Source organism: Wolinella succinogenes DSM 1740 (assembly GCF_000196135.1).
Lineage (GTDB): Bacteria > Campylobacterota > Campylobacteria > Campylobacterales > Helicobacteraceae > Wolinella > Wolinella succinogenes.
Genome location: NC_005090.1, coordinates 1,539,083 through 1,553,623, shown reverse-complemented (window position 1 = coordinate 1,553,623; position 14,541 = coordinate 1,539,083). Strand labels below are relative to the sequence as shown.

Genomic DNA, 14,541 nt, shown 5'->3' with positions numbered 1-14,541 from the left:
CCGCCAAAAAATTCAGGAAACTCTCATGAAAGTCGCTTTATTGATGAGTGGAGGGATCGATTCCTCCTACTCGGCCTATCTTCTTCAAGAGGCTGGACATGAGGTGGTGGGAATCTACCTCAAGCTTCACGACAACGACCTAAAGCACGCTCAAAATATTCAAAATATAGAGAAAGTATCCCAAAAATTGGGGATAGAGACTCATATTTTTGATGCTAAAGAGCTCTTTAAAAAGCATGTCTATGACTACTTTGTCGATTCCTATCAAAAGGGTCTCACCCCCAACCCTTGCGCGTTTTGCAATCCCTTCATGAAGTTTGGATTTGCTCTAGAGAGGGCTCTTGAGCTAGGGTGTGAAAAGATTGCCACAGGGCATTATGCGAGGGTGAAAGAGGGGAGAATCCAAGAGGCGAAAGATCAAAGCAAAGATCAGAGCTACTTCCTCTTTGGTCTCAAAGAATCGGTCATCTCTAGGCTCATCTTTCCTTTAGGAGATCGACTCAAAAGTGAGATTAAGCCCGAAGCTTTGGAGATTTTGCCTTGGCTTGGGACGCTGGAGAGCTACAAAGAATCGCAGGAGATCTGCTTTGTGGAGAGCGACTATATCGATATTCTAAGGCGCCACTTCCCTGTGGAGCAGAAGGGAATCGTCCAAGATTCAAGCGGACGCGTGGTGGGCGAGCACAAGGGCTATATGCAATACACCATCGGCAAGCGCAAAGGATTCACGGTCAAGGGAGCGCATGATCCACACTATGTGCTCTCCATCGACCCCAAAGAGAATCGCCTCATCGTGGGCTCTAAGGAGGAGCTCGCCAAAAATGTTGTCTATGCCGATCCTTTTGCCCTGCCTGAAGGGTTTGAGCACTTTGAGGGCGAGGTGAAAATTCGCTATCGCTCTTTGAAAGTCAAGGCGGAGGTGAGGCTGGATGAGTCGGGGCGCTTGGTGGCGCATTTGAAAGAGAAGGTCTATGGAGTCGCCAATGGGCAGGCGCTCGTGCTCTATGCAGAGGATTTGGTCATAGGCGGAGGATGGATTCTTGATTCTTCGCTCAAATCTTAAGAGAGATTAGCCTATAATTCGCGTTTAAACCGCTCCAAAATCCACTTCCAAAAGGACGATGTTTTCATGCGAGGCTATAAGATATTCACGGGGAGCGCCCACCCCGAATTTGGAGGCGAAATCGCCAAATATTTGGGTATCCCTCTCTCTAGCGCGACAGTGAATCGCTTCAGTGATGGAGAGATTAATATCCAAATCTCTGAGAGCGTCCGTGGACGCGATGTCTTTATTGTTCAGCCCACTTGTGCTCCGACCAATGATAATCTCATGGAGCTGCTCATCATGATTGATGCGCTCAAACGAAGCTCTGCCAGCTCGATTAATGCAGTGATTCCCTATTTTGGATATGCCAGACAAGATCGAAAGGCTGCACCTAGAGTCCCTATCACCGCTAAGCTTGTGGCCGATCTGCTCCAGAGAGCGGGGGCGACTCGTGTCATCACGATGGATCTGCACGCGGGGCAGATTCAAGGATTCTTTGATATTCCTGTGGACAACCTCTATGGCTCCATCGTCTTTAGGGATTATGTGAAGAGCAAACACCTCCCCAATCCTATTATCGCTAGCCCTGATATTGGGGGCGTGGCGAGGGCGAGATATTTTGCTGATCAGCTTGGACTTGACCTAGTCATCGTGGATAAAAAACGCGAAAAAGCCAATGTCAGCGAAGTGATGAACATCATCGGTGATGTTCAAGGCAAAGATGTGATTTTGGTGGATGATATGATTGACACCGCAGGCACGATGGCCAAGGCAGCTGAAGTGCTCAAAAGCAAAGGGGCTACAAGTGTCATCGCCCTTGGCACCCATCCTGTTTTTAGTGGATCGGCCTATGAGAAGATTGAGAAGGGGGCTTTGGATGAGATGGTGGTGGCGAACACTATTCCTTTGAAGAAAGAGTCGAGCAAAATCAAAGTGTTGAGCGTTGCGCCGCTCTTTGCTGAAGTAATTAGGAGGGTCTATCATAATGAGAGCGTCAACTCCCTCTTTGTTTAAACTCTTTTTGGGCTTTATGCTCCTGCCTGCATGGCTTTGGAGTGCTGAGTCTCCCGTGGTGGTTTTAGAGACCACAAGCGGAACCATCGAGCTCACCCTCTTCCCTAAGGCTGCTCCCAAGGCGGTGGAGAATTTCACCACGCACGTAAAGAATGGCTATTACGATGGGCTCATTTTTCACCGTGTGATCAAGCGGTTTATGCTCCAAGGGGGCGACCCTACGGGTACAGGCACAGGAGGAGAATCGATTTGGGGTAAACCCTTTGAAGATGAGATTGCTCTAGGTTATGCCTTTGATAGAGAGGGGCTCTTGGCGATGGCTAACTCTGGCCCCAATAGTAATGGAAGCCAGTTTTTCATCACGACGGCTCGCACCCCTTGGCTCAACGGCAAGCACACCATTTTTGGTGAGGTCTCTAAAGGGTTTGATGTGGTGAGACGCATTGAATACACCGAGACGGATCGAAGCGATCGCCCCAAAAAAGAGCAGAAAATCCTCAAAGCCTACCTCAAGTAGCCCTTTTTTAGGGCTCACTTGGTTTTGTAGGCAAACACTCCATCAAAATCTTTAGGCGGTTCATTGAGATAATGCTCGCATCGCTCGGTATAGAGTGAGAAGAGCTTCTCTGGGTTTTGGGCTTTAAGCTTCTCAAAAACCTCCAGCGCCTCTTTGAAACGCCCCTGCCTATAGAGCGCCAGCGCCTCAGCAAATTGGCTAGGATTCTCCTTCCATGGGCGCTCTTTAAATCCTAAGCACTCATAGATTCTCACGGGCTTCTCTTTGCCTTTGACTCGAACAAAATCAATCTCTCTAAGCGCGTATCGGTTGGGATTCTGAAGGAGAGCAAGAGTGTATTCTGAGAGCAAAATCAGCGCACCATAACCCTTGCAAAGTCCCTCGATTCGAGAGGCGAGGTTGACGGGATCGCCAATGCAAGTGTAATCAGATCGCCCCAAAGAGCCCATCTCCCCAACGATACATTTTCCACTGTTAAGCCCGATTCCGATGCGAATAAGGGGGCGCCCTTGGTTTTGGAGTTTTTCGTTGAGAGGGGTGAGCTCTTCGATTTGCTCAATAGAGGACAAGAGTGCCTCATCGGCATGAAAAGGGACAGCCTTGGGCGCATTCCAATAGGCCATCACCGCATCCCCGATGAACTTGTCGATGGTTCCTTGGTGGCGTGTGATGATCTCCACCATCGGAGTCATGTAGTCGTTGAGCAAGTCGATGAGCGCTTGAGGGGAGGGGAGGCTCTCTGAAATCGAAGTGAAATCGCGCACATCACTGAAAAAGATAGTGATCTCCGCCTCTTTGCCCTCCAATGAGAGGGCGCTAGGGTTTTTGGTGAGCTCTTCCACAACCGCTTTGGAGACTTTGCGAGCGAATTTAGCCTTGATGAGCTCTTTTTGGCGTGATTCAAAGAAGTAGTTGATCATGATCCCTCCGAAAAAGAGCGAAAGGGTCGCGATTAAGGGGGTGAGGGTGTGGAGAATCACCCCTTGGGAAAACATCAAATAGTAGTGCCCGCCAAAAAGCACCCAAAGAAGCAATGTCATCCCCAAAAAGGAGAGCAAAACTCCAAAGAGACGAAGAATCAGCCAGCCCGCTAGAGGGAGCAGTAAAAGAAGAGTCACATCCGCCCCCATGCTCCAGAGGGGCTTGGCGATAAAGTCGCCTGAGAGGAGGTTATCGAGTGCATTGGCGTGAACCTCTACCCCAGGGAAAACACTCTCAAAAGGGGTGCTACGGAGGTCTAGGAGCCCTGCAGAAGAGGTGCCAAGGAGGAGGAGTTTGCCCTCGACCTGCTCCCTCTCAAACTCCCCTTTATAGACATCCAAGGCGGAGAGATAGGGGTAGTTTTTGGCTCCCCCTGTGTAGTTGAGGCGCATCCGACCAAACGCATCTGTAGGAATGAGGATATCGCCTAGGCGCACCGCCTGCACCCCTTGCTCAAAATATTCCACCTCGATTCTCCCTACCCCTAGGGCGAGCCGAATCATCTCTAGTGAGAGCGCAGGATAGAGAATCCCTTCATATTCCATCAGCAGAGGAACGCTTCTCACGACACCATCTTCATCAGGGAGGGTATTGAAATAACCGCTTGAGTAGGCGCTTTGTTGGAGAAGAGGGATGTTGAGAATCGCGCGATAGGGCTTAGGAAGATAGGAGTGCTCAGGCTTCTCTCGCTCAATCACTATGGCGCGGCTTGCAGGAGAGCCGTGTGGGGTGACCCCATCTTCTTGCATCGCAAAGACATATCCTGCCACCACGGGCGAGCTCTCTAGGGTTTGGGCTAAGAGAGTGTCATAATCAACAAGACCAGAAGAATCAATTCCCAAGGATTGAAGAATCTTCACGGGCGAGCTAGCGTCCTCCTCGGCAAAAACCACATCGAGGCCGATAATTCCCGCGCCGCTTTGGGTGAGATTGTTTAAAATCACCGCGACTTTATCGCGACTCCAAGGCCATTGGCCTAGGGCTTGGAGGCTTTTCTCGTCAATATCGATGATGAGGATGTTGGGGTTGCCTGCCCTCTCGCCTCGCCACCAAAACATCGCATCTTTGATTTTGTGTTCTAGGGAGAGGAGAAGCGGGATGGGTTTGAAATAGAGGAATCCTTCTAATCCGAGAATCGCGACTAGAAGGATTCCAAGGAGGTTTGAGCGGCTCACTTAAAAACCGACCATATATCGCAGAGTGACCACTCTTTTGTCGTAATCAAAGGGATCATGATTGGAAGGGTGATCGACGTAGGCGACATTGAGTCCGACCGTCGAGCGTCTAGAGAGCTCATGGGTTACTCCCAGCTCATAGCGCCTCTCTTTGTCTTCGCGGTGGTTGAGATAGAGAGCGTCGGTGTCGCTGTAGGAGGTTTTTTTGTAGGAGTATCCCCCTGTGAGAGAGAATTTGTCAAAAATCTCCTTGGAGAGCTCTATGCGTCCGCCCCACTCATCGTAAGAGACATCAGAGCGCAGATCATTGCGTTCTTTGTCGGTGCGGTAAGCGAAGTAGAGCGAGAGGAGATAGGGGGATTCCTCGCCGATGGCTTGGCGAGCACCTAGATAGAAGAGGTTGGTGTCGCTGTTGCGTGCCTTGAACTCTTGGGCGTAGGAGTTATATTTGCGACTGTAACCTCCATCAAGCATGAGGCGGGGCGAAAGGAGTTTTTTGAGACGGATTCCCGCTCCAGCGATATCAAGATAAGAATCGGAGGCAAGATAGACTTTGTCTAGAGTCACGGGGAGAGAGAGCTGGTAACCATCTTGAGTGTAGCTTGGACCTGTGCTGAGCGAAAAGAGGACAAGATTACGTGTGGAGGTGTCAAAATAGGTCTTGTTGTAGGCAACCAAAGAGCTATCCCACTTCCACCCCTCCTTCTCTCCCATGTCGTAGGAGTGGTTAAGGACTAGAGTTTGAAAATGGGCGTAGTCACTCTTGGTGTTGGTGCCAAAGAGCTGGAGATTGAGCGAGGGGAGAGTGAAGTTGCGCCCGCCAATATCGTTATTGACATTGCTGTCATACTCACCCCCAAGAATGAATGCCCCGCCAAAAGAGTGTTTGGATTGGCTTTGATCCACTTGGGTTTTAAGCCCCTGCACTCCTTCGCGCACGCTCAAAGGGAGACTTTCCTTGAGCAGAGCATCGAGCTCTTGGCTAGCTAAAGTGGTGTTCCCAAGGAGGTAATTGATCTTGGCGATCTGGATTCTTGCAGTGAGATTGCGAGGATCAAGAATCAGCGCGCGATCAAAAGCCGCAATCGCCTCGTGGTAGCGCTTAAGCTCTAGAGCGCTAGCGCCTAGCATGAGGTTGAGGTCGAGATTTTCAGGGTGAGCCTCGGAGAGTTTCTCTAAGAGGGGATAGGCGTTGGCGTAGTCACGATTCTTGAAAAGTTCTAGGGCTTGGGTAAGCTCGGCTAGAGAATCTTGAGCGCAAAGGGTTGAGGAGAGGAAGAGAGCCGAGGCGAAAAAAGCGCCAAAGAGTTGAACTCTTTTCATGGGGGCTCCTTATTGCTTGATGGCACTAAAGGTGCCATTGAGAATATAAGAGGGTGAAGAGGGGGGTGAGAGCTCACCATTGATAGCTCCTGTGACGCTATTGGCTCCGCTTCCATTAAACACTCCAGAAATTGAGCCACCTGATACACCCATGCCGCTATTCTGCTCTCCGGCAAAACTAGAGGTGGAGGGATTAACAATGAGATCCCCATCAAATCCAAGCTCTGAGAGATAGGTGGGAGCCATGGGGGTGCCAATCTCAAAGTTCATGAAGACATCAAAGCTTGAATTGCTTCCAAAATTGATACCCAGAGTGAAGCGATTGTCTTCATTTTGAAGAATGTTATAAGTGTTGGAGCTCATATCTGTAACGGTGCCATGAATGTTTCCTTGATATTCAAGGGAAATATTTTGGACGATGAGGTTTTCAATATAGGAAGCAGGAGTAAGCCCCATCACAGGGGAGAGATTTTCTTCGATCTGTTGGAGTTGGCGTTGGTTATTGGCTTGGGTGATCAGCTGATTGGCTAGCTCTTGGATTCCCAAACCCATGCCTTCTCCTTGATTCTCTGAAGTCAAAGGAGGAGCAGGAGTCATGGGAGCCCCTCCTGAGTTGGCTTCAGGGGAGAAGAGGGAAGGATTGAGGGGAGCAGGAGGAGTAGGGGGTCCCATAGGAGGAACAAAGCTCATCTGGTTGGGCCGAAGAAGCACAGACTCACCTCCTCCCAAGGAGCCCACTTCAATGCTCCCATCAAGGCAGCCGATTTGATCCCCGTCCTCTCCGATGACTCCCCAGATGATGGTTCCTCGGATGCCAATGGTGGCGGTCTTGGTCTGAATTTGAAAGTTTTGAGGAGCAACCTTGCCGATTTGCCCTGTAATCACCTTAAAGGCCCCCTGGGCGACATTGAATTTTGCCTTGGGATCACTCCCTTCTTTGAGATATTCGGTGACGCTAAAGAGCGTGGCTTCGCCCAAGGTGACCACTGTCTTGTCATCAAAAAGCAGCTGAAGGCGACTCCCCGCGCCTGTTTTAATCAAATCCCCCTCTTCTAGGGGCATTGCATTTTGAGCCCGAAGAGAATCATTACCTCGGGTGAGGGTCGCTTCACCCTGAAGCAGGGAGATTTTCCCCACGCCTGCATTTAGCCACGTAGCGCAAAAAAAGAGCAAACATGCTCCTATTCTGTAGAACTTCATAGAGGAGACTCCTTTAAGGTTTGGCGGGGAAATAGGCTGACTTGGTGTAATATTTTATTTATTTGTAGCTTAAATTTGATAAACTTTATTCAATAACAAAACATTCTCCAAGGAGAGGCGAGATGGCATCGGGAATCAGATTTTTGGGGAGTTCTGGGGGAAGAGAAGGGAGGAGTGGTACCACTTGTGTGAGGGTGACGCCAAGCGTAGCGATTGATGCGGGAAATCTTTTGCGTGGGTTTAAGGAAGAGGAGCCTTTGCTGGAGAAGATATTCCTCACGCACGCGCATCTTGACCATCTCGTGGACATTCCCTTTTGGCTTGATTATCACTATGGCAAGATGAAGCGACCCCTTTGCGTCTATGGGAGCAAGGAGACCATCAAGACGCTTCGAGAAAAGCTTTTTGATGGATCGCTTTGGCCCTCGTTTCATGAGATTAATCTCTTGGGCTCTAGTGAGAAGGCGTTGTGCTTTGAGGCGATTTCTGCGGGAGATCGCTTTTTGTTGGAAGAGGGGGTGAGTCTTGAAGCCATCAAGGGGGAGCATACTGAAGGCTCATTGGGATACATCATTCAAAAAGAGAATCAGGCGATCTACTTCACTTCAGACACTTATGATTCTCCTTTGATTTGGGAGCTTATCGATCATCGACCTGAAATCAAGCAGGTGGTGATTGATCTCTCTTTCCCCTCTCGCTTTGCCAAGCTGGCCAAATCTTCCGCTCATCTTACGCCCAAGCTCCTTCAAGAGGCGCGCGCTCAATTGGTGCGCCAAGAGGTGCTCTTCCATCTCTTCCATCTAAAGCCCGCCTACAGGGAGGAGATCATCCAAGAGGTTGGGGCGATAGGGCTTTTGCGTTCGCGAGAGAAAATCCTTGCTGATGGGGCTTTTATCCCTTTTGATCCAGCCGAGCTCTTTGAGGGTCACAGGGAGGAGCCAACCAAAGAAGAGATTTTGGGAATCATCTTTGAGTGTGTGGGCAAGATTGCTCAAGAGCGGAGCCTAGAGCGCCTACTGCTTCTCATGGCGGGCATGGCGCGGCAGATCGTCACAGCCGATCGATGCACTATTTGGATGATTGATAGAGAAAAAGGGGAGCTCTGGACAAAAATCGCTCATGGAATCGATGCGATTAAAATCCCTTTAGGGAGCGGAATCGCTGGGTATGTGGCACAAAAGGGCGAGACCCTCGTGATCAATGATCCCTATAACGACCCTCGTTTCAATCCAGAGGTGGATAAGAAAACGGGCTATCTGACTCGCTCTATCATCGCACTGCCCATTTTTAATAGTGAGGGCGAGATCATCGGAGCCTATCAGGCGATCAACAAAATGACCCTCTCGCAAGGATTCAGCCAAGAGGATGCGAAGTATCTCACTTTGGCGGCGACCTACACAGGGAGTGCCCTAGAATCGGCGATGCTTTATGCCGAGATCGAAGAGACCCAAAAAGAGATCATCTACACCATGGCCGAGATTGGTGAGAGCCGGAGCAAAGAGACAGGTTTTCATGTCAAGCGCGTGGCGGAATACTCCAAGATTCTCGCTCTAGGCATGGGTCTAAGTGAGCTAGAAGCGGAGCTGGTCAAGGTCGCCTCGCCCATGCATGACATTGGCAAAGTGGCGATTCCTGATGCGATTTTGAAAAAACCGGGGAAATTGACCGAAGAGGAGTTTGAGGTCATGAAGAGCCACTCTAGGCTTGGCTATGAGACGCTCAAACACTCCAATCGCCGTATCCTCAAAGCCGCAGCCGCCATCGCCCATGAGCACCATGAAAAGTGGAATGGCACGGGCTATCCTCAGGGCAAAAAGGGCGAAGATATCCACCTCTATGGGCGTATTGTCGCTCTAGCGGATGTTTTTGATGCGCTGGGGAGTGATCGATGCTATAAAAAGGCTTGGGAGTTGGAGCGAATCTACGCGCTTTTAGAAGAGGAAAAAGGGAGGCATTTTGATCCAAGGCTTATTGAGGTCTTTTTCGAGAATCTAGAGGAAATTTTGAAGGTGAGGGAGATGTATAAAGAGGTTTAAGAGGGGTGAATGAGGGAATTCACCTCTCTTGTAGCCCAAAAAAAAGAGGAAGTTAATCCAAAGAGGGAAGCCCTTCTTCAAGCCACTTGTCCATTCCGCCTTCGGAGTTGTAAATGGTTTTAAATCCATATTCCCTGAGGGTTTTGCCTGCTAGGGCAGCTCTAGCTGCTGTTTTACAGAATACCACCACGGGCTTTTCAGGATCAAGGCCTGACTTGGCTAGCAGAGGCTCTAGCTTGCCTCGACTCATGTGTTTGTAGTTTTTGACATCGGGCTTGCCCATCGCTTTGAGCTCATCAGGATCTCGCACATCAATGAGGGTGATGTCGGGATTCTCTTGAAGAAGTTTATAGGCATCCTTGGGGCTTAGCATCACCATATCAGCCTTGGCGGCTTTCACTTGAGCCTTGAATGTTGCATCAAATTTCTCTCCCATGTCGGCGGCCTGTGCTTGCGCCAACCCAAGAGCTATGATAAGAGCGGTGACAAAGAGACGAAACATACTCTCCTCCTTTAGATTTAGTTTGAAGCCAAGAGAGATGTTAAATCATAAGAGCTTATCTTTTTTTATTAAACTATAACTATTTTTTATTCATTATAAACGATTAATTTATCAAAAAACTCACATCCCCAGCTCTTTGGCGAGAAACTCACCCGTGTGGCTGCCTCGCTCTCTCCATCGCTTGGCGACCTCTTCGGGCGTGCCCTCATCCACGATTCTTCCTCCCTTGCTCCCGCCCTCAGGCCCAATGTCAATCACATAGTCGGCATTTTTGATCATGTCGAGGTTGTGCTCAATGACAATCACGCTATTGCCTAAGTCAGTGAGATGGTGGAGCACCTTGGTGAGGCGATCCACATCGGCAAAGTGAAGCCCTGTGGTGGGCTCATCAAGGATATAGAGCGTCTGCCCTGTGTCTTTTCGTCCCAGCTCTTTGGCGAGTTTGATTCTCTGTGCCTCCCCGCCGCTTAGCGTGATGGCATTTTGTCCCAAGGTGATGTAGCCAAGCCCTACATCGCTTAGAGTTTGGAGCTTTTGAGCGATTTTGGGAATCGGGGCGAAAAATTCGAGCGCCTCATCCACGCTCATGCCCAGCACATCGGCGATGTTTTTGCCTTTGTAGGCCACTTCAAGCGTTTGGAGGTTGTAGCGGCTTCCATGACAACTGTCGCATTTGACCATGATGTCGGGCAAGAAGTGCATCTCGATTTTGATCTCGCCCTCGCCTTGGCATTTTTCGCATCGTCCGCCCTTGACATTGAAGCTAAATCGTCCCACGCCATAGCCTCGAATCTGCGCCTCTTTGGTCTCGGCAAATAGGGAGCGAATCTCGTCCATCACGCCCGTGTAGGTGGCGGGGTTGCTTCTTGGGGTTCGACCGATGGGGCTTTGATCTAGATAGATCACTTTATCCAGTCTCTCCAACCCCTCAATCTCCACTCCATCCACTTTCTTGACCTTGCGGGCATTGTTGAGTAGCTCTTGGGCTACGGGAAGGAGGGTTTGGAGGATGAGTGAGCTTTTGCCGCTGCCGCTCACGCCTGTGATACAGACGAAATTGGCTAGAGGGATTTTCACATTGAGATTTTTGATGTTGTTGATAGTGACATTTTTAATCTCTAGCCAATCTTGCTGAGGCCGGCGATGGAAATATTCGATTCTCTTTTCACCCTTGAGGTATTGCGCAGTGAGGGTGCTTTGAGCTTTGAGCTCCTCTAGAGTTCCAGCAAAGACCACCTCTCCGCCAAATTTCCCCGCACCCGGACCAATATCCACAATAAAGTCGGCGTGTTCGATGGTCTCTTTGTCGTGCTCCACGACAATGACGCTATTGCCTTTTTCTTGAAGGCTGCGGAGGGTTTTGATGAGTCTGAGCGTGTCTCGCTCATGGAGCCCGATGCTGGGCTCATCTAGGACATACATTACGCCCGTAAGCCCGCTGCCAATTTGGCTAGCGATACGGATTCGCTGTGATTCTCCTCCGCTGATGGTTCGCGCGTCTCGCCCTAGGGAGAGGTAGCCTAGACCTACATCGTAGAGAAAATAGAGCCTCTCGCGAATCTCTTTGAGAATGGGTGCGGCGATGAAGCGCTTTTGCTCGCTCAAGTAGAGGAAGTTGGCCTCATCCTCAAAGAAGCTGTAGCACTCCTCAATGGGCATATCCAAAATCTCGCCCATTCCTCTTTGGGCGACCCTGACGGCGAGTGAGGAGAGTTTGAGCCGATGGCCATGACAGAGATCGCACACCTTTTCACTCATGTAATCATTGAGCTCTTTTTCATCCTTGAACATATCGTAGGCGATTTGGATGATACCTCGCCAGGGGCGTTTGAGTGTGGAGCTTTTCCATGTGAAGGTGACATCGCTCGCGCTTCCGTGGAGCACCCACTTCTTCTGGTGTTCCTCTAGCTCCTCAAAGCTCTTTTGGGGGTCGATTCCCTCTTGGGCGCAAAAAGCGTGGAAAAGTTCGCTGTAGTAACCTTTATTGAAGCCATAGATCACTTTGATTCCGCCTTTGCCTAGGGGCAGGTGGGGATCGATGATTTTTTTGACATCGATGCTGTAGCGAATTCCAAGTCCATCGCACTCAGGGCAGGCTCCCTTGGGGGAGTTAAAGGAGAAGGAGAGAGGCTCTAGGGGCTCAAAGCTCACCTTGCAATCAAAGCAGGCGAGGTGCTCGCTGTAGTGGATGAGTCGGCTGGGCTCATCAGGCGTTTGGCCGAGAATCTCCACCTCCACCTCTCCATAAGACTCTTTGAGCGCCTTTTCGACATCTTGTGCGATTCGCTCTTTGTTGGCTTCGTTGATCACCACGCGATCGATCACGATTTTGATGGTGTGTTTTTTGGTCTTGGCTAGGTTGATCTCCTCATCCAGTCGCACCATCACGCCATTGACCTGCGCTCTCACATAGCCTTTATGGCGAAGTGATTCGATCTTATCGGCGAAGGTCCCCTTCTTCTCTTTGATGATCGGGGCGAGGATGATCGCCTTGGAATCTTGGGGGAGGGAGAGCACCTGCTCGATGATATCGCTCGCACTCATTTGGGAGATGGGCTCACCGCAGAGGTGGCAGTGCTGTGTACCAATTCGCGCGTAAAGGAGCCTCAGGTAGTCATAAATCTCCGTGATTGTGCCCACGGTGGAGCGAGGATTCTTAGAGGTGGTCTTTTGGTCGATGGCGATGGCGGGTGTGAGTCCGTCAATCTTGTCCACATTGGGCTTGCCCACGCGATCAAGAAACTGCCGTGCATAGCTAGAGAGCGATTCGATGTATCGGCGCTGCCCTTCGGCATAAAGGGTATCAAAAGCAAGCGTGCTCTTGCCGCTGCCGCTAAGACCAGTGAAGACGACGAGACGATTCTTGGGAATCTCAAGGTTGATATTTTTGAGATTGTTCTCTTTGGCGCCCCAAACAGAGATTTTGTCGATCAAGATGATTCCTTACGCGCACAATTTTAAGGGGGCGATTATATCATCTGCCCCCTAAAAGGGGCGAGTTAGAGACCTAGAATCTTCTTGAGCATGACAAGAAGCACCACGATATACATGAGTAGAAGGGCGTATTTATGGCGCTTGGCATCGATTTTTTGGAGGAGATAGATTCCTGTTTGGACGCCAAAGAGGGAGGCCAGTCCCACGATGAGTCCATGTTCATAATCGACATAGCCATGATAGGCAAGGCTCGCAAAACCTGAAACAGAGGAGAAGATGACAAAAAAGAGGGCGATGGGAATCACCTTTTTGGAGCTGTAGCCGAGGTAATAGCCAAGAAGAGGGGCGAGCATCATCCCTCCGCCAATCCCTAGCGAGATGGCAAAGACTCCCGTGAAAGCCCCAATAGCGATGAGGAGCCAGCGGCTTGGCGTGGGGTGATTGGGGTCGTTGGTGCCAGCGGCAGGGTTGCGACTGAATCGATAGATGGAGTAGATCACAATAAAAAAGAAGGCGATTTCAAGGAATTTGGAGGGGACATTATCGACCACTGTACCGCTCCACATGGCGCCAAGAAACCCGCCGATGCCTACATAGAGGCCATCTTTGAGATCGAGATTGGACTTTTTGAAGTTGACATAGGAGCCAAAGAGAGAGGAGAAGGTCATCTGCATAATGGAGATTCCCACCGCGGTCTTGATGTCATGCCCCATTAAAATCATTGCAGGCACGATGAAGGTGCCTCCACCAATGCCAAAGAATCCTGCCAAGATTCCAGCAAAAAGGCCTAGGCCAAGAAGAATCGGATATTCCATGATCGCTTGTTTACTTTCTTTTGTAAAGTTTTAGAGGCTCGAAGTTGAAGTGACTATTATATAGCGCCCCCCTTAAAGGAGTTTGTGGAACGCGCTTTGCTTCTTTGGATTAATAAAACCTCGATGCAACCCCAAGAATCGAAGCGGAGAAGTAGAGATGAAGCTTGAACTTTTTGAGAAATACATTCAGATCAGCATCCAAAGAGACTCCGAGTTTTTGAAGCGTGCGATCTCGTTTGCCACGCGCCATTTTTCGCAGAGCTATCGGCTCTCTAGCTCGATTTTGATTCTTGATGATGGGGAGCGGCTCAAAAAAGATTACTTTCTCAATTGGGCTTATCATATCGGACTCCAGAAAGAGTCGCGCCAAAAAAGTGTCCCTTTTGAGAGACTGTTAGAGAATAGTGAGCTTCCCATTCGAATCAAGATCATGGACGAGGCGAGCGTGCTAGAGTATGTTCAGGTGGCGATGCGATTCATCCAGCCCGAGCGAATCGCCCTCTGCCTCAATAGGCCAAGCCGTCTGGCGCGCCGCTATCTTATCTCGGCCTTTGAAGAGTATATCGTGAGCTATGGCAAGCAAGAGCTCTATCTTGATAGCACGAGGACGCAGTTCTGGGAAAAGCTAATGGGAATCCTCTCCCAAAAAGTGATCCACAATGTGGTGCTCGATTTTGATTATGATTCGTTCAAGGCGCACAATCGCTTTGAAGGGTTTGAGTCATGGGACTACATGACCAAAGAGGAGAGGCTCATTCGCCAAAGCCTCAAAGTGCTCTCTTGCAAGGTGAATGATGATTGGAGCACGATTAAAAACCGCTACCTAGAGCTCGCTAGGGAGTTTCATCCTGATAATGTTTATGGGCAAGATTCCTCGATTGTGCAGGGCTATACCGAACGATTTAGAAGCATTCAAGAGGCTTATGAACGCCTCAAAGTGAGCCTCCGACAAATCGCTTGATTCCGTAATACCCGATTAATCCTCCCTGTGATACAATC

11 protein-coding genes are annotated in these 14,541 nt (G+C 49.8%); 5 read left to right on the top strand and 6 right to left on the bottom strand.

What is annotated here, in order from left to right:
* Positions 1-10 precede the first annotated feature (10 nt).
* The 3 genes from mnmA to WS_RS07695 all read left to right on the top strand — a co-directional run bounded on the left by mnmA (position 11) and on the right by WS_RS07695 (position 2,576).
* Complete coding sequence (gene mnmA, locus WS_RS07705; protein ID WP_129545314.1) at positions 11-1,063, top strand: tRNA 2-thiouridine(34) synthase MnmA; 1,053 nt, start codon at positions 11-13, stop codon at positions 1,061-1,063.
* 66 nt (positions 1,064-1,129) lie between these two features.
* Positions 1,130-2,059, top strand: a complete 930-nt coding sequence (locus tag WS_RS07700; protein ID WP_011139450.1) for a ribose-phosphate pyrophosphokinase — start codon at positions 1,130-1,132, stop codon at positions 2,057-2,059.
* A complete protein-coding gene (locus tag WS_RS07695; protein WP_011139449.1) occupies positions 2,031-2,576 on the top strand; it encodes a peptidylprolyl isomerase in 546 nt (181 codons plus the stop codon). The genes WS_RS07700 and WS_RS07695 overlap by 29 nt, the downstream gene beginning before the upstream one ends.
* A 14-nt stretch (positions 2,577-2,590) precedes the next feature.
* Here the strand turns inward: WS_RS07695 and WS_RS07690 are convergent, their stop codons facing one another.
* The 3 genes from WS_RS07690 to WS_RS10710 are packed head-to-tail and all read right to left on the bottom strand — an operon-like array spanning position 2,591 to position 7,255.
* The gene (locus tag WS_RS07690; protein WP_011139448.1) at positions 2,591-4,732 is read right to left on the bottom strand and encodes a CHASE2 domain-containing protein; all 2,142 of its coding nucleotides are present in this window, start codon (positions 4,730-4,732) and stop codon (positions 2,591-2,593) included.
* Positions 4,733-6,055, bottom strand: a complete 1,323-nt coding sequence (locus WS_RS07685) for a surface lipoprotein assembly modifier (RefSeq protein WP_011139447.1) — start codon at positions 6,053-6,055, stop codon at positions 4,733-4,735.
* Positions 6,056-6,064: 9 nt separating this feature from the next.
* Complete coding sequence (locus tag WS_RS10710) at positions 6,065-7,255, bottom strand: FecR family protein (protein WP_011139446.1); 1,191 nt, start codon at positions 7,253-7,255, stop codon at positions 6,065-6,067.
* Between the two features lie 122 nt (positions 7,256-7,377).
* Between WS_RS10710 and WS_RS10860 the strand changes: the two genes are divergently transcribed.
* A complete protein-coding gene (locus WS_RS10860) occupies positions 7,378-9,291 on the top strand; it encodes an HD domain-containing phosphohydrolase (RefSeq protein ID WP_011139445.1) in 1,914 nt (637 codons plus the stop codon).
* Positions 9,292-9,343: 52 nt separating this feature from the next.
* Here WS_RS10860 and WS_RS07670 read toward each other — a convergent pair whose 3' ends face one another.
* The 3 genes from WS_RS07670 to WS_RS07660 form a co-directional block, all read right to left on the bottom strand.
* Entirely contained in the window at positions 9,344-9,793 is a 450-nt protein-coding gene (locus WS_RS07670; protein WP_011139444.1) for a rhodanese-like domain-containing protein, read from the bottom strand.
* A gap of 120 nt (positions 9,794-9,913) precedes the next feature.
* A complete protein-coding gene (gene uvrA / locus WS_RS07665) occupies positions 9,914-12,727 on the bottom strand; it encodes an excinuclease ABC subunit UvrA (protein ID WP_011139443.1) in 2,814 nt (937 codons plus the stop codon).
* A gap of 65 nt (positions 12,728-12,792) precedes the next feature.
* Positions 12,793-13,542, bottom strand: a complete 750-nt coding sequence (locus tag WS_RS07660; RefSeq protein WP_041571865.1) for a sulfite exporter TauE/SafE family protein — start codon at positions 13,540-13,542, stop codon at positions 12,793-12,795.
* A gap of 157 nt (positions 13,543-13,699) precedes the next feature.
* Here WS_RS07660 and WS_RS07655 point away from each other — a divergent pair, with 157 nt between their 5' ends.
* The gene (locus WS_RS07655; RefSeq protein ID WP_041572206.1) at positions 13,700-14,503 is read left to right on the top strand and encodes a J domain-containing protein; all 804 of its coding nucleotides are present in this window, start codon (positions 13,700-13,702) and stop codon (positions 14,501-14,503) included.
* Positions 14,504-14,541: the final 38 nt, after the last annotated feature.

Coding starts and splice junctions, on each gene's coding strand:
- WS_RS07700 (WP_011139450.1), top strand. CDS start 1,130: ATGCGAGGCTATAAGATATTCACGGGGAGCGCCCACCCCGAATTTGGA.
- WS_RS07695 (WP_011139449.1), top strand. CDS start 2,031: ATGAGAGCGTCAACTCCCTCTTTGTTTAAACTCTTTTTGGGCTTTATG.
- WS_RS07685 (WP_011139447.1), bottom strand. CDS start 6,055: ATGAAAAGAGTTCAACTCTTTGGCGCTTTTTTCGCCTCGGCTCTCTTC.
- WS_RS10710 (WP_011139446.1), bottom strand. CDS start 7,255: ATGAAGTTCTACAGAATAGGAGCATGTTTGCTCTTTTTTTGCGCTACG.
- WS_RS10860 (WP_011139445.1), top strand. CDS start 7,378: ATGGCATCGGGAATCAGATTTTTGGGGAGTTCTGGGGGAAGAGAAGGG.
- WS_RS07670 (WP_011139444.1), bottom strand. CDS start 9,793: ATGTTTCGTCTCTTTGTCACCGCTCTTATCATAGCTCTTGGGTTGGCG.
- WS_RS07660 (WP_041571865.1), bottom strand. CDS start 13,542: ATGGAATATCCGATTCTTCTTGGCCTAGGCCTTTTTGCTGGAATCTTG.
- WS_RS07655 (WP_041572206.1), top strand. CDS start 13,700: ATGAAGCTTGAACTTTTTGAGAAATACATTCAGATCAGCATCCAAAGA.